A 21,763-nucleotide genomic window follows, 5' to 3' on the forward strand; every position below is an offset into this window, starting at 1 on the left:
GCGTAGAACACCGGTGCGACACCCCGAATCCCCCTGGGGTCTGGTTCCGGTCGGCTCCCGTCGTCCTCGATGAGGAGGTCGTCCGGCCTCTTGCGTCCGGGAAACCGAAATCCTACGGTGATGCATAGGAATCGAAACGCCAAGGGAGAGATCATGGACGGGGACACGCGGACGACCGCGGAGGGCCTGACCTACCTGACCGGCTTCGGCAACGAGCACAGCTCGCAGGCCGTCCCCGGCGCACTGCCGGAAGGCCAAAACTCGCCGCAGCGCGCACCCCTCGGGCTGTACGCGGAGCAGCTCAGCGGTACGGCCTTCACCGAGCCCCGCTCCCACAACCGCCGTTCGTGGCTGTACCGGATCCGTCCCTCGGCCGCGCATCCGGCGTTCGTCCGCACGGACAACGGCCCGATCCGTACGGCCCCCTTCGCGCAGGAGGTGCCCGACCCGAACCGGCTGCGCTGGGACCCGCTGCCGCAGCCCGCGCCGGGCACCGACTTCCTGGCGGGGCTGTGGACCCTCGGCGGCAACGGCGACGTGACCCAGCGCACCGGCATGGCCGTGCACCTGTACCACGCCGACGCGTCGATGGAGCGGGTCTTCAGCGACGCCGACGGAGAGCTGCTGATCGTGCCGGAACGCGGCGGGCTCCTGCTGCGCACCGAGTTCGGGCTGCTGCGGGTGGAGCCGGGCCAGGTGGCGCTGATTCCTCGTGGGGTGCGCTTCCGTGTGGAGTTGCTGGACGACTCTGCCCGCGGCTATGTGTGCGAGAACTACGGCGCACCCTTCCGCCTGCCCGACCTCGGCCCCATCGGCGCCAACGGGCTGGCCAACGCCCGGGACTTCTGGGCACCGGTCGCCGCGTACGAGGACGTGGAAGGGCCGGTGGAGGTGGTCAACAAGTTCTGCGGCCACCTCTGGACGGCCACCTACGACCACTCACCGCTCGACGTGGTCGCCTGGCACGGCAACTATGTGCCGTACATCTACGACCTGCGCCGCTTCAATGTGCTCGGCACCATCTCGTACGACCATCCGGACCCGTCGATCTTCACGGTGCTGACGTCCCCGTCCGACACCCCCGGGCTGGCCGGCGTGGACTTCGTCGTGTTCGCGCCGCGCTGGCTGGTGGGCGAGGACACCTTCCGGCCGCCGTACTTCCACCGCAATGTGATGAGTGAGTACATGGGCCTGATCGAGGGCGCGTACGACGCCAAGACGGCCGGGAAGGGGGGCTTCGTGCCCGGGGGCGGCTCGCTGCACAACATGATGTCGGCGCACGGCCCGGACCGGGAGACGTTCGACCGGGCCAGCGCCGCCGAGCTGGCGCCGCAGAAGGTCGACGACGGGCTGGCGTTCATGTTCGAGACCCGGTGGCCGCTCACGCTCACCCCGCAGGCGGCCCGCGCGGAGCACCTGCAACAACGTTACGACGACGTGTGGCAGGGCCTCCAGCGCCACTTCCGCCCGCTGCCCTGAGGACGCCCCTTGCCCTGCGGGTTCCCTACCGGTACGGATGGCCCCGTGACCTCCTTCGCCCCCGATTCGATCGTCCTGAACCGCAAGCTGCCGCTGTGGTACCAGGTGTCGCAGTCGCTGCGTGCCTCGATACTCGGCCGCTCGCCCCGCGATCCGCTGCGGCTGCCCACCGAGGAGCAGCTGGCGGGGCACTACGGCGTGAGCGTGCTGACCATGCGGCAGGCGCTGAAGGAGCTGGAGGACGAGGGTCTGATCACCCGTCACCGCCGCCGCGGCACCTTCATCGAGCCGGACGTCCGGCGGGGCACCCCCGTCCGGCTGCTCGGATCGGTGGACGCGATCGTGGCCCAGCAGTCCGGCATGGCGACGGAGCTGCTGGGCCACGGCAGCGCGCCGGTGCCGGCCGAACTCGCGGAGTACTTCCCCGACCTCGGCGAGGTGGCGACGTACCACCGCCTGCGCGCCGACGAGAAGACCGGCGAGCCGACCAACCACGCCCGCAACTACGTCCGCCCCGAGCTCGCCGCGCGCATCGACCTCGACGACCTGGCCCGCTGGCCGATGACCAAGGTGCTGCGGGACGTCGTCGGGGCGGACATCAGCCGGATCACCGACACGGTGGAGGCCCGCCTGGCGGACCCGGAGACGTCCCGCCTCCTCCAGGTCCCGCTGCTCAGCCCGATCCTGCACTACACGGGCGTCACCTACGACGCGGGAGGCCGGGTGCTGGACGCGGCCGTCATCCACTACCGGGGTGACCGCTTCTCGTTCACGGTGACCCTGGACGCGACCTAGGAGTGTCCGGCGGCGGAGCAGGCCGGAGGAGGCCGGAGGAGGAGCCTCCGGGGGAGAGGACTGCCCGGGAGGTCCGGGCCCCGTGCCGTCGGCAGGTCGTACGATGCCCAGCGTGACGCACGACGACGCTCCGCTGCTGGCGGACCTTCTGCCGTGGTCCGTCGCACCGCCGCGGCTAGGCCGGGGGTGGCCGGCGGGCCCCGACGCGGTGTCCCTCAAGGCCCGCTGGGACGCCCTGATGAAGGCCGAGGGCCCGGACCGCGAGGCCCTGTTCGAGCCGACCCGTTCCCGCACCCCGCACTCGGCCGTCGGACAGCTCCCGGGCCGGTCCGGCGGCACGGAGAGGCTGGTCCGCGCCGGTGGCCCCTGCCCCGATCCGGTACGGGTGCTGTACGCCCCCTTCGACGAGCAGTGGCTGATCCCCGACCACCGGCTGATCGACGCGGCCCGGCCCGAGCTGTGGCGGGTGGCCGACGAGCACCAGGTCTTCGTCGTCGAGACACCGGCCGCCGACGGACCCGCCCTGCTCGCGACCTCCTTGCTGCCCCTCCTCCGGCCCGGCCGTGTCCGCCCCCTGTACCGCCGTCCCGGCGGCGGGGAACCCAACCTGGCGCCGGGCCTGCTGGACCACCTGGCCGCCCGCCTCGGCCTGTCCCCCACTGCGCTGGATCTCCTGGCCTGGACGGTGACGGCGGTACGCCCCGGCCTCGCCGTCCCGCTCACCGAGGACCCCGGACTCTGGGCGCACGGCGTCGAACTGGGCCACCGCGCACTGTGGCTGATGCGCCGCCACGGCGACCGCCCCCGGCTGCCCGGCGGCCGCCGCCCCTACGTCCGCGCCCCGCTGCCGTCCCGGCCCCTGACGCTGCGCTACGACCGCGACGAGGAGGCCCTCCACCTCGACGAGGGCCGTGTCTCCCCGGTGCCGCCCGAGGCCTGGGACTTCGAGGTGAGCGGTGCGCGGGTCCTGGAGCAGTGGTTCGCGGCCCGGACGGCACCGGCGCAGCCGGGCACCTTGGCGGCGATCCGCCCGACGGTCTGGCCGCAAGCCTGGACGTCGGAGCTGCTGGAGCTGATCACGGTGCTGGCGCTGCTGGCGGAACTGCGCCCGCTGCGGGAGGAGTTCGCCGTGACGGCCCCGATCACGGCCGAGGATCTGCGCACGGCGGGCGTCCTGCCCGTGCCGGACGCGGCACGCAGGCCGGCGTCGGTCCTCGACCACCACGAGGAAGGCCCGGAAGGCCAGTTCGCCCTGCTCTAGCTCGGGCTCTTGGGGCTCCCGGGTTCGAAGCCGTCCAGCACGCGGTCCAGCATCCGGTTGAACACCGCCTCCATGTCGATCGGTCCCTGGTCCTCCTGGAACGCGGCGGCCAGCCTCGGATAGGCGCCCGAGGCGATCCGGCTGCCCAGGTAGGCGGTCCGCGCCGCGTTCTCCTGCTCCTGCGACCACGGCAGCGACCGGACCCGCTCGGCCGTGGACAGCTCGGTGGAGACGTACACCGTCACGCATCCGTTGAGCATCCCGATCAGTTCCATCTTGGTGCCGGCGGGCGCGTCGAAGGGCTCCAGGCAGGCCATGCAGTGCTCCAGGTACCGCAGGGCGTGCGGGCTGAAGCCGTACACCGGTGACATCAGCCGCGGCAGCCAGGGATGCCGGTGCATGAGGTCCCGGGTCTGACGGGCCACCCGGAGCATGTCGGCCCGCCAGTCCCCGCTCGGCTCCCACAGCACGTGCTCCGCGCTGACCGCGTCCACCATCAGCTCGTACAGGTCCTCCTTGCGGGGGACGTAGTTGTAGAGCGACATGGTGCCGCAGCCCAGTTCGGCGGCCACGTGCCGCATGGACACGGCGTCGAGCCCGCCGGCGTCGGCGAGCCGCACGGCCGCGGCTGCGATGTCCGCGCGCGCGAACGCCGGTTTCGGCCCCCGGCCCGTCCGCTCGGGACGGGACCAGATCACTTCGGGTACGGCCGCTCGGCCCGCCATCGGTCATCACCTCGGCCACCATCGTAGTTACGTACAGCGTACGTAGTGCGCTATGGTCGGGCCATGACTACTACGTACGCTGTACTTAGTGAAGGTCTGGAGAAGCGGTTCGGTGCCGTCCACGCGCTGCGCGGTCTGGATCTCGCGGTGGCGACGGGCACGGTCTGCGGGGTGCTCGGGCCGAACGGGGCGGGCAAGACCACGGCCGTGCGCCTGCTGACCACACTGCTGCGACCGGACGCCGGATCCGCGCGGATCGCCGGGCACGACCTGGTCCGGGAGGCGGCGGCCGTACGGCGCGCGATCGGCGTCACCGGGCAGTACGCCTCGGTCGACGGGGACCTCACCGGCCGCCAGAACCTGCGCCTGTTCGCCCGGCTGCACCGGGTGCGGGGGCCCGCCGGACAGGCCGGCGACCTGCTGGACCGCTTCGGCCTGACCGAGGCCGCCGACCGGCCCGTGTCCACCTACTCGGGCGGGATGCGCCGCCGGCTGGACCTGGCGGCGAGCCTGATCCGCCGCCCCGAGGTGCTCTTCCTGGACGAACCGACGACCGGGCTGGACCCGGCGAGCCGGAACCTGATCTGGGCCGCCGTGCGCGCGCTCACCGCGGACGGCACGACCGTGCTGCTGACCACGCAGTACCTGGAGGAGGCCGACCGGCTCGCCGACGACATCGCGCTGGTGGACCGGGGCCGGGTGGCCCACACCGGGTCGCCCGCCGAGCTGAAGGCCCTGATCGGGGCGCACGTCGAGGTCGTCGTCACGGACGCGGACCACAGCACGAGGGCGGCGGCCGTGCTCGACCGGCTCACCGGCTCCGAGCCGTCGTTCGACCCCGAGCGCAACGCCGTCGGCGCGGTCACCCGGGACTCCACGCTCACGCTGCCCCGACTGGTGCGCGAACTGGACGCGGCGGGCGTGCCGCTGCTGGACGCGAGCCTGCGTCCGCCGACCCTGGACGACGTCTTCCTCCGGCTCACCGAGGACCACAAGGAGCACGCGGCATGACCACACTCACGTACGACGGGACCGCGATGCTCGGCCGCCAGCTGCGGCGGATGCGGAACAACCCGGGTCTGCTCATCCTGACCCAGACCATGCCGGTCAGCATGCTGCTGTTCTTCGGCTACGTCTTCGGCAGCGCGCTGGCGATGCCCGGCGGGGAGTACCGCTCGTTCCTGGTACCGGGCCTGCTGGTGGCGACGGCCGCGAACGGGATCATGACCGGGATGTTCCAGGCGGCCCAGGACACCCACCGGGGCGTGATGGACCGCTTCCGCACGCTGCCGATGAGCCGGGCGGCGGTGCCGCTCGGGCAGGCCGCCGCGGACCTGGTGGTCACGGCGGCCGGCACGGTGCCCTTCCTGCTGGTCGGGCTCGCGGTGGGCTGGCGGATCGAAGGGGGCGCGCTCGAAGCGGCGGGCGCCCTCGGACTGCTGCTGCTGTTCCGGTTCACCGCCACCTGGATCGGGATCTTCCTGGGGCTGCTCACCCGGAACGAGGAGGCCGCGGGTCAGCTGGGCGGCGCGGTCTTCCTGCTGCCGCTGCTGTCGAACGCGTACATCCCGACCGAGGGCCTGCCGGGGTGGCTGCGCACGGTCGCCGAGTGGAATCCGATCAGCGCGGTGACGACGGCCCTGCGGGACCTGTTCGGCAACGCGCCGGTGCCGGACGGGGCGGCCTGGCCGGTGGCGCATCCCGTCGCCGGGTCACTGACCTGGTGCGCGGTGCTGCTGGCGGTGTTCGTACCGGCGGCCGTGCACCGGTACGCGAACGGCGAGCGGTGAACCGGCGCCGGTGAGCCGGTCAACGCCCTTGCGAGGCGGATCCGTTGGGCACGCGGGGTGGGAGCGTGCGGAGATCACGGGTGGGAGTGGGGGCCGGGACGGGGGTGTGCCCGCGCTCGGGGAGCCACCGCCGGACGCCGCTGCGGTGCCGTGGGGATGACGGACGACGAGTGCGCAGCGCCGCGCCGGGACGGCGTGGCGACCGGGCGAGGGCTCCCCAAAACGGTCCGCGGAACGCCGGCGGCGCGGCGCTCAGCGTCCGCCGAACAGCGAACGGCGCAGCCGACGCAGGGGGGCGAACAGCGAGACCCGCCTCACTCGCGCGCCCCTGTCGCTACGGCCGCGCGCAGGCTCACGTGCGGTCAGCTCACGCATCAGTGACGTCGCCTCGGCCGTCTCCCGCTGCGGGACGGCAGGGCCGGCCAGCACCGAAAGATGGCGGTCAAGACGCGAACTGGTCGCGCTGCTCCCGCACGTGATCGCAGGGACCCTCGCCCTGCCGCCCACTGTTATCTGCTCCATGTCACTCCCCACCCGTACGAGTCCACCCGGCCCGGGCAGAGTAACCCTATCGCTCCCTCGGGGCACTCGTGTATCGCGGTCACAGGATTCACCTTCCCCGTAAGGAGGTTGACGACCCCTCCCCAGTCACTCTCCGAATCCAACCGATTTCAGGGCGAGTTGGACAACCGGCTGGGTGGTGGGCTGCGGTGAGCCCCCACCTGGCTCCACGGTCACAGCGAGTGACGTCGCCGACTTGTCCAGGCCGGACGTGACCAAGGGCGTGTCGTCGTCGAAGAGCCCCAGGGAGCGCGGTTGCGCCCCCGGGCGCATGAGCCACAGTTGACGCACGCGGTCGCCCGGCAGGTCGTCGTATCCGCTCAGGGTGATCACCGCGCTCCCCGCCGAGGCGGAAGCGATCACTCCGATCCTGCGGCCCTGGGCGTCCTGCCCGGTCGTCGCGCGTGCGTCGGGAGCCGCGAGAACGTGGGCGATCTCACGCGCCTGGGCCCGTTCGGCGTTCAGCCGGTCCCGCGTCTGCTCGGCCTGGACGGCGAACAGGGACGCCACCACGAGGGCCGCGGCGGCGGTCGCCGTGGCGAACGGCACGAACAGGGGGCGCGACCGGGGCGCACGGGAGCGTGACGGCGGCGGCTGCGTTCCCCAGACATGCGGCGGCAACTGCGCCGCACGGGCGCGTGGCGCCTCCCGGGGGGCGGATTCCTGCGGCGTCGTGCGTACGGCGGCCAGCACCCGCTCGCGCAGCGCGGCCGGTGGCGGGGCGGCCGTCGACCAGGCGAGCCGTACGGCGTCCTCGGCGAGGGTCCGCACCTCGGCGGCGCAGGCGGCGCAGGTCCTCAGGTGCTTCTCGAAGCGGATCCGTTCGGCGGGTTCCAGGGCGTCGAGGGCGTAGGGGGCGGCGAGGGAATGAAGGTCCCCGCGGCGGAACAGGCGGTCGCGCAGGCTCATGCGGCACCTCCCAGACACTCGCGCAGCCGGGTGAGCCCGTCACGCATCCGGGTCTTGACCGTGCCCAGCGGCACGGAGAGCCGTTCGGCCACCTCACGGTAGGTGTAGCCGTCGTAGTAGGCGAGCGTGACCGACTGGCGTTGCAGTGCGGTGAGGCGGTCGAGGCAGCGGCGCACCCACTCGCGCTCCAGGCCGGCCTCGACCTCCTCGGTGACCTGGTCGAAGGCGGGGTGGTGGGAGCGGCGTGCCTCGCGCTGTTCGCGTTCACCGGCCGCGCGGGCGCTGCGCACCCGGTCGACGGCCCGGCGGTGGGCGAGGGTGAGGATCCACGACAGGGCGCTGCCGCGGCCCGGGTCGAACCGGCCCGCGGACCGCCAGAGTTCGAGCAGCACCTCCTGCGCCACCTCCTCCGACTGTGCCGGGTCCCGTACGACCCGCCTGACGAGTCCGAACACCGGTCCGGACACCAACCCGTACAGCTCCTCGAAGGCCCGCTGGTCGCCGCGGGCCACCAGCACCAGTAGCTCGTCCGCCTCCAACTCGTCTCCCCCTCCAGCCAGACCGCATCTGGGCCGCCGTCCCGTCCCGCGAGGCATTCGCAACGAAGCCACCTCCGGACGGTGTTACGGATCGGAGCGGGCAAAACGCGGGTCGCCTGAGATGAAACAAGTCTCCGGACGCGCCGTAAGAACGTTTGGGATTCGACCAATCCGCTCTGCCGGCCGCTCCGAATGGCGTTCGTCAGGCAAGTTGGCACTGAGGACGGACGGCATGACACCTAACTCCAGGAGCGGCGCGGGACACCGCGGCCTCGCGACCCTCGTCTGTGGGGCGCTGGCCGCCGGCGGGCTCGCAGCCGCCGGCATGGCCACGCTGGAACCGGGGGCGGCCGCCGCCTCCAGCCACCGGGAGGCCCCGCTGATCTCGGGGACCCCGCAGTACGACAACACGGACGTGTACGCGTTCGTCAGCCCGGACCACCCCGACTCGACGACGATCGTCGCCAACTGGACACCGTTCGAGGAGCCCGCCGGCGGACCGAACTTCTTCCCGTTCGCCGAGGACGCCCAGTACGACCTGCACATCGACAACAACGGCGACGCGCAGGGCGAGCTGCTGTTCCGCTACACGTTCAAGACGCACACGAAGAACGAACAGACCTTCCTCTACAACACGGGCCCGGTCACCAGCCTGGACGACCCGGACCTCAACGTCACCCAGACGTACGACATCGAGCTGTTCAAGCTGCACGAGCAGAAGGTCGTCTCGAAGACCAAGGTCGCCGACGACGTGCCGGTGGCGCCGTCGAACGTCGGCAAGGCGTCGATGCCGGACTACAAGACGCTGCGCGAGCAGGCGGTGCACAAGCTCACCAACGGCGCGCAGACCTTCGCCGGGCAGGCCGACGACCCCTTCTTCCTGGACCTGCGGGTCTTCGACCTGCTGTACGGCGGGAACCTCACCGAGGTCGGCAACGACACCCTCAAGGGCTACAACGTCAACTCGATCGCCCTCCAGGTGCCGACCGACATGATCACCGAGTCGCACGAGCAGCCGATCGTCGGCATCTGGTCGACCACGCAGCGCAAGAACGCGCAGGGCCACTACGCGCAGGTCTCCCGTCTCGGCAACCCGCTGGTCAACGAGGTGGTCAACCCGCTGAAGGACAAGGACACGTTCAACGCGTCCGCGCCGGGGGACGACGCTCAGTTCCTGAAGAACGTCACCAACCCCGAGCTGCCGAAGCTCATCGAGGCGATCTACAAGATCGAGGCGCCCGCCGAGCCGCGCAACGACCTCGTCGACGTGTTCCTCAAGGGCGTCGAGGGCCTCAACCAGCCGCCGCACGTGACGCCGTCGGAGCAGTTGCGGCTGAACACCTCGATCAAGCCGGCCGCCAGCCCCAAGCGGCTGGGCGTGCTCGACGGCGACAACGCGGGCTTCCCGAACGGGCGCCGGCTGACCGACGACGTGATCGACGCCTCGCTCCAGGTCGTCGAGGGCGAACTCCTCGGCGCGAAGAACGACCTGGGCGACGCGGTCGACACGAACGACAAGGAGTTCGAGCAGGCCTTCCCGTACGTCGCGCTGCCGACGGAGGGATCACGGGGCCCGCTCGCCAAGGGCACGACCGACGGGAACGACGTCCGCAACCAGCTCGGCGACGCGCTCCAGCCGGCCGGCGCGGGCGGCACCGACGACATGACCCTGATCGCCGGCTCGGCGGGCGCGGGCGCGCTCGGCATCCTGCTGATCGGCGGGGGCCTGATGTGGTGGCGCCGGATGCGCGAGCGCGCCTACTAGGACGCGGCTTCCGGCCGGACGGGCCTCCTAGGACGCGGCGAGGCCGGGCGGTCCGGAATCCCGTTCCACCGACTGGCGCGGCCCGCGTTCCATCCCCCCACGGCGCGGGCCGCGCCGCAGCACGACGACTTCCCTGCGCAGCAACCAGGTTGAGCAGTCCGTCGACCAAGGAGAGGGCATGCCCCGGCGTACGAAAGACAGCACACCGGCCAGCGGCCACGCGACACCGCCGGCCGCGCCCCCGGAGCGCGCCCACAGCGACGACGGCACCACGGGGGCACCCGCCGGGGACGGGGCGAAGCCTGCGGCACCGGCGCCTCCGCAGCCCGCCCGCAGCACGGGGGCAGCCGCCGGGGACGGCACGAGAGCTGCGACACCGGCGACCACGGAGCCCGACCACAGCAACCACAGCACGGGAACACCCACCGAGACCGGCACGACAGGCCGGCCGACCGCACCAGCGGAGGACGCCTGCGGCACGGGGGCAGCTGCCGGGGGCGGCACGAGGCCCGCGCGGGAAGTCACCCGGGCTGAGGTGGCAGCCGGGCCGAGGACGGTCGGCGCGGGCTCGGCGGATGCGCCGCAAGCCGGCAGGCCGGACGCGGCGGACACGGCAGACACGGCGGACACGGCGGACGCGGTCGTCGGCTCCGGAGACGGCTCCGTTGCCGGGGCCGACGGCTCCGGCCAGGCGGCCGAGGCCGCCGGGACGTCCGCCGTCGCGTCGATCGATCCGCTCCCGGACGACACCCGCTCCCCGGGGGAGGAGGCACCGGGCGGCGAGGAAGCGTCGGACGGCATCCGCGCCGGAAGTGAAACGGGGGCGTCGGGCCACTCCCGCTCCGGCTCCGGCTCCGGCTCCCGTTCCCGTTCCCGTGAGGCGGTCCCCGTGGATCCGCGCGTCGTGGCCGTCCGGCGGCTGTCGGCTGCCGGGCGGCGGTGGCGGGGGGTACAGCTCGCGGGGTGTGCCGCCCTGCTGGCCGTGGCGCTCACCGCCGGGGCCGTCGCGGTCGGGGCGGCGCGCGACGGTGGGGGCACGGCGGTGGCGTCCGCGTCCGGCGGCCTGGCGCCGGGGTTGCTCGGCAGCGGGGACCTCGACACGGGCATCACCGCCCTTCAAGCCCATCTCCGCGTACAGCCACGGGACTTCGGCGGGTGGGCCACCCTCGGTCTCGCCTACGTCGAGCAGGCCCGGACCACCGGCGACCCCTCGCGCTACCCGCAGGCCGACCGCGCGCTGAAGCGCTCCCTGGAGCTGGAGCCGGACAACGACCAGGCCCTGTCCGGCCGAGCGGCCCTCGCCGCCGCCCGGCACGACTTCGAGGACGCCCTCGCGTACGCCGACCGGGCCCTGGAGCAGAACCCGTACAGCGAGCGCGCGCTGTCCTCCCGTATCGACGCCCTCGTCGAACTCGGCCGTTACGACGAGGCGGCCGAGGCGGCCGGCACCGCGGACGCCCGGCGGCCGGGCGTGCCCGTCTTCACGCGCTACGCGTACGTGCGCGAGCTGCGCGGTGACGTGCCGGCCGCGCGGCGGGTGCTGGAGCAGGCGCTCGCCACCGCCACCGCGCCGGGAGACGTGGCGTACGTCTCGACCGCGCTCGGCCGGCTCGCCTGGAACCAGGGCGACCACGAGGCGGCCCTGCACCACTACGCCCGTGCCCTCGCCGCCGACGAGGACTGCCTTCCGGCGCTGGAGGGCCGCGCCCGCGCCCAGGCCGCGAGCGGTGACCGCGCCGCCGCGATCACCGGCATGGAGGCCGTGGTCGCCCGCCACCCGCTGCCCGGCCCGCTCGTCGTGCTCGGCGAGCTGTACGAGGTGCGGGGCGCCGAGGGGGACGCGGCGAAGGCCCACGACCAGTACGCCCTCGTCGACGCCTGGACGGCGCTCGCCCGCACCAACAAGGTCAACGCCGACCTCGACACCGCGCTCGCCGCCGCCGACCACGGCGACAGGGCCGAGGCGCTGCGCGCCGCCCGCGCCGAGTGGGACCGCCGCCGCACCGTGCACACCGCCGACGCGCTCGCCTGGGCCCTGCACGTCAACGGCCGCGACGAGGAGGCTCTGCCCTACGCCCGCCGGGCCACGGCCACCGGCTACCGCGACGCCGCGTTCCTCTACCACCGGGGCATGATCGAGCGGGCCCTCGGCCAGGAAGAGGCGGCCCGCACTCATCTGACGGCGGCGCTGAAGCTGAACCCCGGCTTCTCGCCCCTGGGCGCCCAGGAGGCCCGTACGGCGCTGGAGGCGGCCCGGTGACGCCCCCACCCCCGCCCCGCCGCCGTCTGCTCGCCTCCGGCGCCGCCGTCCTCACGGCGGCCTGCGCGCTCGTCCTGGTCCCCTCGGGGGCCGCGAGCGCCCACCCGCTCGGCAACTTCACCGTCAACCACTACGACAGCCTCGTCGCCGCCCCCGGGGAACTGCGCGTCCAGCACGTCGAGGACCTCGCGGAGATCCCGGCGACCCAGGCCGCGCCGGAGCTGAAGCGCCTGGGCACGGCCGAGTGGGCCCGGCAGCGCTGTGCCACGGCCGCCCGGGACACCGCGGTCACCGTCGACGGCCGTACGGCCGCCCTCGCCGTGGAAGGCAGCCGGGCGCGCGTGACTCCGGGCCAGGCCGGGCTCGACACCCTCCGCGTGGAGTGCCGGCTGGCCGCGCCGCTCCCCGAGAACGACACCGTCGCCCTCGGTTTCCGCAGCGCGGGCGCCTCCTCCGGCCCCGGCTGGCGGGAGATCACCGCGCGCGGCGACCGGATGACGCTCACCACGTCGAACGTACCGAGGACGTCACTGTCACGCGAACTGACCACGTATCCCGAGGAGTTGCTCTCCTCCCCCGCCGACACCACGTCCGCCTCGCTCCGGGTGCGGCCGGGCGGCCCCGCCCTGGCCGCCACGGCGGACCAGGACGCTCCCGCCGCCTCCGTCCTCCCGCGCGGCGCCGACCGCTGGACGCGGGCCCTGGACTCCCTGGTCGCCCGTCACGACCTCACCGTCGGCTTCGCCGCGCTGGCGATCCTCATCGCCGTCGCCCTGGGCGCGATGCACGCGCTCGCACCGGGCCACGGCAAGACCCTGATGGCGGCGGTGGCGGCCGCCCGGGGCGGCCGGGCCCGCATGAAGGACGTGCTGCCGCTGGCCGCCTCGGTGACCGTCACCCACACCCTGGGCGTGGTCGCCCTCGGCCTGCTGGTGACGGCCGGTTCGGCGGCGGCGCCCTCGGTGATCGCCTGGCTGGGCGTCGCGAGCGGCGCCCTGGTGACGGCGGCCGGGCTGACCCTCGTACGACGGGCCTGGCACAACCGGACCCACGCGCGCGGGCACCCACACGACCACGGGCAGGGACATGACGGGGACGACCACGACCACGACCACGTACCCGACCATGGGCACGGGCACGACCCCGAGCCTGGGCACGAACACCCGCACGAGACCGCGGAGGTCCACGAGCGCCCGCTCGTCCTGGCTGCCGCGCACAGCCACGCCACCCCCGCCGTCCAGCCCCCGCACCGGCCCGCGCCCGCGCATCCCCATCCCCACGACGGCGGCACCCACAGCCACGCCCTCACGCACTCCCACGGTGGTTTCACCCACACCCACGCCACCGCCCCCACGCTCCGCGGCACGATCCTCCTGGGATTCGCCGGGGGACTCGTGCCCAGTCCCTCCGCGGTCGTGGTGCTGGTCGGCGCCGCCGCCCTCGGGCAGGCCTGGTTCGGGCTGCTGCTCGTCGTCGCGTACGGCGTCGGGCTGGCCCTCACGCTCACCGCGGCCGGCTTCGCGGTCGTCAAGCTGGGTACCGGTGTCACCCGGATGCTCGACAAGCGCCCGCGCTGGACGGCCGGTCCGCTGACCGCCCTGGTTCGGGGGACCGCCCCCCTGGGGTCCGCGTTGGTCGTCGTGGCCCTCGGGGTCGGATTGCTGCTCAAGGGGGCGGCATCCGCACTCGGCTGAGCTACTTTTGGGGAGAATTCGCGCGGATCCTCAAGCGGATCAAGCGGATCAACACGTGGCGTGGACTGTGCACGCGGATGCGAATGGGGGACGCCCGTGTCCGAAGAACCGGGCAGTGAACGGCTGATCGCGGGCCGCTACCGCCTTCTGTCCCCGCTCGGCGAGGGCGGCATGGGGACCGTGTGGCGGGCCCGCGACGAGGTGCTGCACCGCGAGGTCGCCGTCAAGGAGGTGCGCGCGCCCGCCGGGCTCCAGGGGGCGGAGGTCGAGCGGATGTACGCCCGGCTGGAGCGCGAGGCGTGGGCGGCGGCCCGGGTCGCCAACCGCAACGTGGTGACGGTGTACGACGTGGCCACCCAGGACGGCCGGCCCTGGATCGTCATGGAGATCGTCCGCGGCATCTCGCTCGCCGAACTGCTGGACGCCGAGGGCCCGCTCTCCCCGCAGCGGGCCGCGCACATCGGCGCGGAGGTGCTGTCCGCGCTGCGGGCGGCGCACGAGGCCGGGGTGCTGCACCGGGACGTGAAACCGGCCAACGTGCTCATGTCCAACGACGGGCGGGTCGTGCTCACCGACTTCGGCATCGCCATGGTCGAGGGCAGCTCCGCGCTGACCATGACCGGCGAGGTCATCGGCTCGCCGGAGTTCCTGGCCCCGGAGCGGGCGCTGGGCCGCACGCCCGGACCCGAGTCGGACCTGTGGTCCCTGGGCGTACTGCTGTACGCGGCGGTCGAGGGCCACTCCCCGTTCCGGCAGAACACCCCGCTCAGCACCCTGCGCGCGATCGTCGACGAGGAGCTGCCGCCGCCGTACCGGGCCGGTCCGCTCGCCCCGGTGATCGAGGGGCTGCTGCGCAAGGACCCGGCCGAGCGGCTGCCGGCCGAGCGGGCCGAGGAGGACCTGCGGATCATCGGCGCGGGCGGCACGCCTCGTGCGGACGCGGTCCAGGCGTCCCCGTATCCGCCGACGGCCGTGACGCATCGGCAGCCGCCGTCCACCGGGCCCGTTCCGCCGCCGTGGACGGGGTCCGCGCCGGCGGCGGGGCGGACGAGCACCACGGCCGCGCCCGCACGGCCGCGCCGCGACCGCCGCGCCGCCGTCGTGCTGATCGCGGGCCTCGCCGTGCTGGCGCTGGCGGTCGGGGGGCTGACGTACGCGCTGCTCAACGGTGACGACGGCGGGCGGGCCGGCGGCACCGCCACGACCGCGACCGAGACGGCCGGGGTGAGTTCGCCGTCGGTGAGCGACACCGCGCCGCAGGACACCGGCGGGCCGGAGCCGACGCCCAGCCCGAGCGAGGAGACCACCTCCGCCGCTCCGCAGCAGTCGGTGGAGGTCTCGCTCGCGGGGGCGCGCACGGACTACTCGGGCACCTGTCCGCCGGCCGAGGGCGAGGCGCCGTCCTTCACGGCGACGTTCACGGTGGGCAGGCTGCCGGCCGAGGTGAGCTACCGCTGGGTGTCGCGGGACGGCGAGGTCATGGACGCGGGATGGAAGACCCTCTCGTTCGCGGAGGGCGACGGCCGGACCAAGCAGGACACGGCGTTCGTGACGACCACCGACGACAGCGGCAGCTTCGAGAACGAGATCAGCGTCGAGGTCCGCGAGCCCGTGCACACGACGTCCGACGCCGTCTCGTTCTCGGTGAGCTGTGAGTCGGAGGCCCCGTCGGACGAGGCCTCCCCCTCCACTTCCGCGACCCCGTGACCGTCAGGCGAGGCCGTTGAGCACCGGCAGGTAGCCGCCGGACTGGCCGGCCGCCGTCGGGTGGTACGACTCGCCCACGTTGAGCAGGCTGAGGCTGTGCAGCCAGGAGCTGCCGGAGCAGATCTCGTGGCCGGTGAAGGTGGTGCGGACGTCGCCGAAGACGAAGCCGAAGCCCGCGGCCCGCTTGGCGATGGCGGTGTCGAGGTGGTCGGCCGCGGCGTTGATGGCCTTCCGCTTGGTCTCGGAGAGCCCGACGCACGCGGTGCCGAGCTTGTAGAACTGGGGGTAACCCAGCACGACCACGCGGGCGTTGGGCGCCTTGGAGCGGATCGCCGAGTAGACGCCGTCGAGCTTGCCGGGCAGCGTCGAGTCGACGTACGCCTTCGCGGTGTTGATCCGGGACAGGCAGGCGCTGTCGGACTGGAGCACACAGGTCGTCATGACGTCGGCGAAGCCCGCGTCGTTGCCGCCGACGCTGATCGAGACCAGGGCGGTGGCGGAGCTGAGCGGGGTCAGTTGACTCGCGAGAACATCACCCGTTCGGGCGCCCGAGCAGGCGGTGAAATCGAAGGACGAGGGTGAATGCGCGGCGGCCCAGAGGTGCGGGTACGCCTTCGTGCTGCGCTTGCAGTCGCCGCTCTCGGCGGTGTAGCTGCCCGCGCCGACCCCTGAGGAGTAGGAGTCGCCGAGGGCCACATAGCCGCCAGGGGCGGCGAGTTGGTCCGCCTGCGCGGTCGCGGCCCCGGTGAGGGCGGCGCCGACGGCGAGGAGGAGCGAGCCGACGTAAGCGGCAAATCGGGAACGTCTCATGGAACCTCCCTTAGCAGGATCTCTGCCACAACCGTCGTAGCAACTACGCGTGTTGACGGGAAGTGTTCATGCCAAGACTTTTCAGCCTTTCACCGGAGCGGCCCGGCGCGTTCACGACGTTTTTGATTACGCGTTCATGACAAATATGTGACGAGCGCTCAACTCTCTTGTTCTACCCCCGTAGACCGCTGATTCTTTACTCAGCCGCGGAGAGGAACGCACTCCACGGCCGTGTGCGCGACGACGCGCGCACCCCCCACAGACGCGCGGCCCACCCAGACGCGCGCCGCCTGGAGGAGGACTCCCTCGTAATGGCACACCTGCGTAGCACCAAGCTCCGGCTCGCCGCGATAACCAGCCTGGCGACCGCCGCCCTCGTGGGCGGACTCACCACCCTCCCCGCCCACGCCGCCCCGGCCGAGGGCAAGGTCCTGGCCGCCGGCTCCCCCACGGCGGTCAAGGACAGCTACATCGTCACACTGAAGAAGGACGCCGGCTTCAAGGCCTCCTCCAGCGAAGGCAAGAGCCTCATCAGGGAGTACGGCGGCACGGTGAGGAAGACGTTCGGCGCGGCGCTGAACGGCTACACCGCCACCCTCTCCGCCACCGAGGCGAAGAGACTCGCCGCCGACCCGTCGGTGGCCGTCGTCGAGCAGAACCAGCGCGTCCAGCTCACCGACACGACCCAGTCCAGCGCGCCCTGGGGCCTGGACCGCATCGACCAGACCTCGCTCCCGCTCTCCGGCACGTACACCTACCCGGACACCGGCGGCAGCGGGGTGACGGCGTACGTCATCGACACCGGTGTGCGGATCACCCACTCCCAGATCAGCGGCCGCGCCTCGTACGGCTACGACGCCATCGACGGCGACACCGTCGCCTCCGACGGCAACGGCCACGGCACCCATGTGGCCACCACGATCGCGGGCTCGACCTACGGCGTCGCCAAGAAGGCGAAGATCGTGGCGGTCCGCGTGCTCGACAACGCCGGCTCCGGCACCACCGCCGGTGTGATCGCGGGCATCAACTGGGTGACCAACAACCACTCCGGTCCCTCGGTCGCCAACATGTCGCTCGGCGGCGGCGCCTCCACCACCCTGGACACGGCGGTCGCCAACTCCATCGCGAGCGGCGTGACCTACGCGGTCGCGGCCGGCAACAGCAGCGCCAACGCCTCCTCGTACTCCCCGGCCCGCGTCGCCTCGGCGATCACCGTCGGCGCCACCACCAGCACCGACGCCAGGGCCAGCTACTCCAACTACGGCTCGGTCCTGGACATCTTCGCCCCCGGTTCCTCGATCACGGCCGGCTGGTACACCAGCGACACCGCGACGAACACCATCTCGGGCACGTCGATGGCGACCCCGCACGTCGCGGGCGCGGCGGCGGTCTACCTGGCGGGCCACACCTCGTCCACGCCGGCGCAGGTCGCCACGGCCCTCGTCAACGGCTCGACGACCGGCAAGGTCACCAGCCCGGGCACCGGTTCCCCGAACCGCCTGCTGAAGCTCGTGCCGTAGTGCCGTAGTGCCGTAGTGCCGTAGTGCCGCCGGCATCGGGGCAGCAACTCGCCTGAACCGGCACACCGTTCCCCGGGGGCCTCACCCGCCTCCGGGGAACGCTCGCATCTTGACGGCCCGCACGCGACTGCGCGACTCTGAAGCCCGGCATCCGGCGCTTCGGGGGGCAAAGTCGCCTATGCGGACCATGCATGTCAAAACGTCTCCACGAGATGTCTCACCGCTGCTCGCGGGCGCCGCGACAGCCGTCGCGGGGTGCGGCGCGCTGCTCGCGCTCGCCGGCTCCGACTCACCGCTGCGCGGCCCGTTCACCCTGTTCTTCCTGCTCGCCGCGCCCGCGACCGCCATCGCCGCCGCGCTGCGCGGACTGGAGACGTTCGGCCGGCTGCTCGCCGCGGTCGCCGGCTCGGTCGTCCTGAACATGCTGGTGGCCCAGGGCATGCTGGCCGCACACCACTGGTCGGTGCGCGGCGGGATCGTGGTGGTGACCGCGATCAGCGCCCTCGGTCTCCTGCTGGTGCTGAGCCGGCGGCCACGCGGCCGTACGGCGCGACGACAGGGCGTCTGACGTGGAGATCGACGTGTACCGGCCCGGCGAGCTGAGCGCGGCCGACCGGGCGGCCTGGACGGCGATGCAGTCCAAGGCCCATCTGCACGGTGCGCCCGGACTGGCGAACCCGTTCCTGTCGCCCGAGTTCGCGCTCGCGGTGGGCCGCTGCAGACGGGGCGTCCGCATCGCGGTGGTCCGGGAGGACGGCGAGCCCGCCGCGTTCTTCCCGTACCAGAGAACGGCCGCGGGCGTCGGCCGGGCCGTCGGGCTCGGCGTCTCGGACGCCCAGGGCCTGGTGCACCGGCCCGGGTTCGCCTTCGACGCCCGAGAGCTGCTGCGGGCCTGCGGGCTCGCCGTCTGGGAGTTCGATCACCTGGTGGAAGGCCAAGAACCCTTCGGGGCGCGGGCCTGCGCCACCTTCGCCTCACCGGTCATGGACGTCGACCGCGGCTACGACGCCTACCTGGCGCACCTGCGGGAGCGGTCCCCCAAGTTCACCCGGACCACCCTCGCCAAGGAGCGCCGGCTCGGCCGGGACGCGGGCGGGGTGACGTACGTCCACGACGAGCGCGACCCGGCCGCCCTGCGCGCCCTCATGGACTGGAAGTCCGCGCAGTACCGCAGGACCGGGCGCAGCGACCGCTTCGCGCACGACTGGATCACCCGGCTCGTGCACCAGCTGTTCCACACCCGCTCCGAGCCGTTCGCGGGGATCCTGTCCGTGCTGTACGCGGACGGCAGGCCGGTCGCCGCGCACTTCGGGCTGCGCACCGAACGGGTGCTCGCCTGCTGGTTCCCGGCGTACGACCCGGACTGCGCGAAGTACTCCCCCGGACTGGTCCTGCATCTGCGGATGGCCGAGGCGTCCGCCGCCGACGGCATCGCGTACCTGGATCTGGGCCGGGGCCAGAAGGACTACAAGGACTCCCTGAAGACACGCGAACTCCAGGTGTCAGAGGGGTGGGTGACACGACGTCACCCGGTGGCGGCCGGGCATCGCGTCCGCCGCGCTCCGGTACGGGCCCTGCGCAACGCCGTGGTGTCCCGGCCGGAATGGTTCGAGCCGGCCGACAGACTCCTCAAACAGGCGGGGAAGTTCCGTTCGGGCCGCCGGTGACGGCCGACCGGCATGTCAGCCGGAATGCCGACCGGCATGTCGACCGGTATGCCGACCGGCATGTCGATCGGTAACGGTCAAACCATCAAAAACGTGAGGCCTCGTTCCAGGTCTTGCCATACAGGCTCAATCGTCAATACCGTCGTACATCTCACCCGCACCGGTTCGTCATCAAGCGGCTCCAGGGGAGGGCTCAGGACCGCGATGATCCCGGCGCGGGGCGCGGTAGGGGGGTGCCGTGCTCGGTGATCAGGCTGATGACCGAGTCGTGCCGCGCGACCGGCTGCCCGTTCCCGGGGCCGGCCAGCTTTGCCAGCTCACCCGGCACGCACGGAGATCCTTCCGGCATGCCCCGGGTGAGAACCCCCCTTTCGAACCGGACACGAAGCCGGGCCGCCCAGGGGCGGGCGGTCCACCGGACGAGAGGGACCAGACTCATGAGCTCAGTTCTGCGCCCGGCCAGTACGGGCAAGAATCCGTCGACGGCCGGCGCGTACCGTCCTATCTCCTCTCACCTGGCGATCACACCGCCGGTGAGTGTGGTGATCCCCGCCATGAACGAGGCGGAGAATCTCCCGTACGTCTTCAAGACGCTCCCGGACTGGATCCACGAAGTGGTGCTGGTGGACGGCAACTCCACCGACGACACCGTCGAAGTGGCCCGTTCGCTGTGGCCGGACGTCAAGGTCGTCGAGCAGCGCGGCAAGGGCAAGGGCGACGCGCTGATCACCGGGTTCCAGGCGGCCAGCGGCGACATCATCGTGATGGTCGACGCGGACGGCTCGGCCGACGGCAACGAGATCGTCAGCTATGTCTCCGCCCTCGTCTCGGGCGCGGACTTCGCCAAGGGGTCCCGTTTCGCCAACGGCGGCGGCACCGACGACATGACCTTCATCCGCAAGCTCGGCAACTGGGCGCTGTGCACGGCCGTCAACCGCAAGTTCGGCGCCCGCTACACGGACCTGTGCTACGGCTACAACGCGTTCTGGCGGCACTGCCTCGACAAGATCGAGCTGGACTGCACCGGCTTCGAGGTCGAGACCCTGATGAACATCCGGGTCGTCAAGGCGGGGCTCAAGGTGCAGGAGATACCGAGCCACGAGTACCTCCGCATCCACGGCACCAGCAACCTGCGGGCCGTGCGGGACGGGATCAGGGTGCTCAAGGTGATCCTGAGCGAGCGTTCCAACCGGCGGGCCCTGCGCAGCCGCAGGCACCCCTCCCCGATGCTCGACTCGGTCCGGGGAGAGGTGTCTTGAGCGGTCCCGACATCTCCGTCGTGATCTGCGTCTACACCGAGGACCGCTGGGAGGACATCCTCGCGGCGGTCTCCTCGGTACGGGCGCAGTCCCGGCCGGCCCTGGAGACCCTGCTGGTCGTCGACCACAACGAGGCGCTCCTGGACCGGCTGGCCGAGGAGTACGAGGAGTCCGGGCAGTCCGGGGAGCCGGGCGAGTCCGGCCGGGTGCGGGTGCTCGCCAACGCGGGCCCGCGCGGCCTGTCCGCCGGCCGCAACACCGGGATCGCCGCGGCGCGCGGTGACGTCGTGGCCTTCCTGGACGACGACGCCGTCGCCGAGCGGGACTGGCTGCGGCACTTCGCCGACGGGTACGCCGATCCGCGGGTGATGGCCGTCGGTGGCCGTACCGTGCCCATCTGGGCGTCGGGCCGCCGGCCGGCCTGGTTCCCGGAGGAGTTCGACTGGGTGGTCGGCTGCACGTACAGGGGCCTGCCGCCCGGCCGGGTGAAGGTGCGCAACGTGCTGGGCGGCAACGCCTCCTTCCGCCGCAGCGCCTTCGAGGCGGCGGGCGGTTTCGCCACCGGCATCGGGCGCGACGGCGACAAGCGGCCGCTGGGCTGCGAGGAGACGGAGCTGTGCATCCGGCTCACCCGGGCCAGGCCGGAGGCGGTCCTGCTGATCGACGACCGGGCGGTGATCCACCACCGGGTACCGCGGGCGCGCGAGCAGTTCGGGTACTTCCGCGCCCGCGCGTACGCCGAGGGTCTGTCGAAGGCGCTGGTGGCCCGCAGTGTCGGCACGGACAAAGGGCTGGAGACCGAGCGCCGGTACACGACCCGGGTGCTGCCCGCCGGGGTGGCGCGCGGCCTGCGGGACGCGCTGCTGGCCCGTCCGGGCGGCGCGGGCCGCGCGGGCGCGATCGTCGCGGGGGTGCTGACGGCGGCGGGCGGCTACGTGGTGGGCACGGTCCGCTCGCGCCGCGGCGCAACCACCTTCTCGGTGCCCGGCATCGAGAGGGGAAGCACATGAGGCACATGGGGC

Annotated in this window: 19 protein-coding genes; 14 read left to right on the forward strand and 5 right to left on the reverse strand. The window is 72.7% G+C overall.

Going from position 1 to position 21,763, the window contains the following annotated elements; translation table 11 throughout:
* The first annotated feature begins 153 nt into the window (after window positions 1–153).
* The 3 genes from hmgA (at window position 154) to ACWD0J_RS08880 (ending at window position 3,535) form a co-directional block, all read left to right on the forward strand.
* Window positions 154–1,479 (forward strand): homogentisate 1,2-dioxygenase, encoded by a 1,326-nt coding sequence (gene hmgA / locus ACWD0J_RS08870; RefSeq protein WP_451495146.1) that lies wholly within the window; start codon window positions 154–156, stop codon window positions 1,477–1,479.
* Between the two features lie 45 nt (window positions 1,480–1,524).
* Complete coding sequence (locus tag ACWD0J_RS08875; RefSeq protein WP_451495068.1) at window positions 1,525–2,274, forward strand: GntR family transcriptional regulator; 750 nt, start codon at window positions 1,525–1,527, stop codon at window positions 2,272–2,274.
* Window positions 2,275–2,377: 103 nt separating this feature from the next.
* Entirely contained in the window at window positions 2,378–3,535 is a 1,158-nt protein-coding gene (locus ACWD0J_RS08880) for a type ISP restriction/modification enzyme (RefSeq protein ID WP_451495069.1), read from the forward strand.
* On the opposite strand, the gene ACWD0J_RS08885 is transcribed toward ACWD0J_RS08880, so the two are convergent.
* Window positions 3,532–4,260 carry a TetR/AcrR family transcriptional regulator gene (locus tag ACWD0J_RS08885; RefSeq protein ID WP_451495070.1) on the reverse strand — a complete coding sequence of 243 codons (729 nt, stop codon included), beginning with the start codon at window positions 4,258–4,260 and terminating at the stop codon, window positions 3,532–3,534. The genes ACWD0J_RS08880 and ACWD0J_RS08885 overlap by 4 nt on opposite strands.
* A gap of 63 nt (window positions 4,261–4,323) precedes the next feature.
* On the opposite strand from ACWD0J_RS08885, the gene ACWD0J_RS08890 reads away from it, so the two are divergent.
* Window positions 4,324–5,271: an ATP-binding cassette domain-containing protein gene (locus ACWD0J_RS08890; protein ID WP_451495071.1), complete on the forward strand. Its 948-nt coding sequence runs from the start codon at window positions 4,324–4,326 to the stop codon at window positions 5,269–5,271.
* Entirely contained in the window at window positions 5,268–6,050 is a 783-nt protein-coding gene (locus ACWD0J_RS08895) for an ABC transporter permease (protein ID WP_451495072.1), read from the forward strand. Before ACWD0J_RS08890 ends, ACWD0J_RS08895 begins: the two co-directional genes overlap by 4 nt.
* Before the next feature lie 252 nt (window positions 6,051–6,302).
* Here the strand turns inward: ACWD0J_RS08895 and ACWD0J_RS08900 are convergent, their stop codons facing one another.
* The 3 genes from ACWD0J_RS08900 to ACWD0J_RS08910 form a co-directional block, all read right to left on the reverse strand.
* A complete protein-coding gene (locus ACWD0J_RS08900) occupies window positions 6,303–6,572 on the reverse strand; it encodes a hypothetical protein (protein WP_451495073.1) in 270 nt (89 codons plus the stop codon).
* 126 nt (window positions 6,573–6,698) lie between these two features.
* Window positions 6,699–7,520, reverse strand: a complete 822-nt coding sequence (locus ACWD0J_RS08905; RefSeq protein WP_451495074.1) for an anti-sigma factor — start codon at window positions 7,518–7,520, stop codon at window positions 6,699–6,701.
* Entirely contained in the window at window positions 7,517–8,059 is a 543-nt protein-coding gene (locus ACWD0J_RS08910) for a sigma-70 family RNA polymerase sigma factor (RefSeq protein ID WP_451495075.1), read from the reverse strand. The genes ACWD0J_RS08905 and ACWD0J_RS08910 overlap by 4 nt, the downstream gene beginning before the upstream one ends.
* Window positions 8,060–8,291: 232 nt before the next feature.
* Here ACWD0J_RS08910 and ACWD0J_RS08915 point away from each other — a divergent pair, with 232 nt between their 5' ends.
* The 4 genes from ACWD0J_RS08915 to ACWD0J_RS08930 all read left to right on the forward strand — a co-directional run bounded on the left by ACWD0J_RS08915 (window position 8,292) and on the right by ACWD0J_RS08930 (window position 15,485).
* A complete protein-coding gene (locus tag ACWD0J_RS08915) occupies window positions 8,292–9,824 on the forward strand; it encodes a DUF4331 domain-containing protein (protein ID WP_451495076.1) in 1,533 nt (510 codons plus the stop codon).
* Between the two features lie 535 nt (window positions 9,825–10,359).
* Window positions 10,360–12,084: a tetratricopeptide repeat protein gene (locus ACWD0J_RS08920; protein WP_451495077.1), complete on the forward strand. Its 1,725-nt coding sequence runs from the start codon at window positions 10,360–10,362 to the stop codon at window positions 12,082–12,084.
* A complete protein-coding gene (locus ACWD0J_RS08925; RefSeq protein WP_451495078.1) occupies window positions 12,081–13,778 on the forward strand; it encodes a nickel transporter in 1,698 nt (565 codons plus the stop codon). The genes ACWD0J_RS08920 and ACWD0J_RS08925 overlap by 4 nt, the downstream gene beginning before the upstream one ends.
* A 96-nt stretch (window positions 13,779–13,874) precedes the next feature.
* Entirely contained in the window at window positions 13,875–15,485 is a 1,611-nt protein-coding gene (locus ACWD0J_RS08930) for a serine/threonine-protein kinase (protein ID WP_451495079.1), read from the forward strand.
* Window positions 15,486–15,488: 3 nt separating this feature from the next.
* On the opposite strand, the gene ACWD0J_RS08935 is transcribed toward ACWD0J_RS08930, so the two are convergent.
* Window positions 15,489–16,295 carry an SGNH/GDSL hydrolase family protein gene (locus ACWD0J_RS08935; protein WP_451495080.1) on the reverse strand — a complete coding sequence of 269 codons (807 nt, stop codon included), beginning with the start codon at window positions 16,293–16,295 and terminating at the stop codon, window positions 15,489–15,491.
* Between the two features lie 311 nt (window positions 16,296–16,606).
* Here ACWD0J_RS08935 and ACWD0J_RS08940 point away from each other — a divergent pair, with 311 nt between their 5' ends.
* The 5 genes from ACWD0J_RS08940 (at window position 16,607) to ACWD0J_RS08960 (ending at window position 21,751) form a co-directional block, all read left to right on the forward strand.
* Window positions 16,607–17,815 carry a S8 family peptidase gene (locus ACWD0J_RS08940; protein WP_451495081.1) on the forward strand — a complete coding sequence of 403 codons (1,209 nt, stop codon included), beginning with the start codon at window positions 16,607–16,609 and terminating at the stop codon, window positions 17,813–17,815.
* A gap of 187 nt (window positions 17,816–18,002) precedes the next feature.
* On the forward strand, window positions 18,003–18,383 hold the full coding sequence (locus ACWD0J_RS08945) for a hypothetical protein (protein WP_451495082.1): 381 nt from the start codon (window positions 18,003–18,005) through the stop codon (window positions 18,381–18,383).
* A 1-nt stretch (window position 18,384) separates the two neighbouring features.
* A complete protein-coding gene (locus ACWD0J_RS08950) occupies window positions 18,385–19,482 on the forward strand; it encodes a GNAT family N-acetyltransferase (RefSeq protein WP_451495083.1) in 1,098 nt (365 codons plus the stop codon).
* Between the two features lie 437 nt (window positions 19,483–19,919).
* Window positions 19,920–20,741, forward strand: a complete 822-nt coding sequence (locus tag ACWD0J_RS08955; protein WP_451495084.1) for a glycosyltransferase family 2 protein — start codon at window positions 19,920–19,922, stop codon at window positions 20,739–20,741.
* A complete protein-coding gene (locus ACWD0J_RS08960) occupies window positions 20,738–21,751 on the forward strand; it encodes a glycosyltransferase family 2 protein (RefSeq protein WP_451495085.1) in 1,014 nt (337 codons plus the stop codon). Before ACWD0J_RS08955 ends, ACWD0J_RS08960 begins: the two co-directional genes overlap by 4 nt.
* Window positions 21,752–21,763 lie beyond the last annotated feature (12 nt).

This window comes from Streptomyces sp. NPDC003011 (assembly GCF_053591515.1).

Coding starts and splice junctions, on each gene's coding strand:
- hmgA (WP_451495146.1), top strand. CDS start 154: ATGGACGGGGACACGCGGACGACCGCGGAGGGCCTGACCTACCTGACC.
- ACWD0J_RS08880 (WP_451495069.1), top strand. CDS start 2,378: ATGCCCAGCGTGACGCACGACGACGCTCCGCTGCTGGCGGACCTTCTG.
- ACWD0J_RS08885 (WP_451495070.1), bottom strand. CDS start 4,260: ATGGCGGGCCGAGCGGCCGTACCCGAAGTGATCTGGTCCCGTCCCGAG.
- ACWD0J_RS08890 (WP_451495071.1), top strand. CDS start 4,324: ATGACTACTACGTACGCTGTACTTAGTGAAGGTCTGGAGAAGCGGTTC.
- ACWD0J_RS08895 (WP_451495072.1), top strand. CDS start 5,268: ATGACCACACTCACGTACGACGGGACCGCGATGCTCGGCCGCCAGCTG.
- ACWD0J_RS08900 (WP_451495073.1), bottom strand. CDS start 6,572: ATGGAGCAGATAACAGTGGGCGGCAGGGCGAGGGTCCCTGCGATCACG.
- ACWD0J_RS08905 (WP_451495074.1), bottom strand. CDS start 7,520: ATGAGCCTGCGCGACCGCCTGTTCCGCCGCGGGGACCTTCATTCCCTC.
- ACWD0J_RS08915 (WP_451495076.1), top strand. CDS start 8,292: ATGACACCTAACTCCAGGAGCGGCGCGGGACACCGCGGCCTCGCGACC.
- ACWD0J_RS08935 (WP_451495080.1), bottom strand. CDS start 16,295: ATGAGACGTTCCCGATTTGCCGCTTACGTCGGCTCGCTCCTCCTCGCC.
- ACWD0J_RS08940 (WP_451495081.1), top strand. CDS start 16,607: ATGGCACACCTGCGTAGCACCAAGCTCCGGCTCGCCGCGATAACCAGC.
- ACWD0J_RS08945 (WP_451495082.1), top strand. CDS start 18,003: ATGCATGTCAAAACGTCTCCACGAGATGTCTCACCGCTGCTCGCGGGC.
- ACWD0J_RS08955 (WP_451495084.1), top strand. CDS start 19,920: ATGAGCTCAGTTCTGCGCCCGGCCAGTACGGGCAAGAATCCGTCGACG.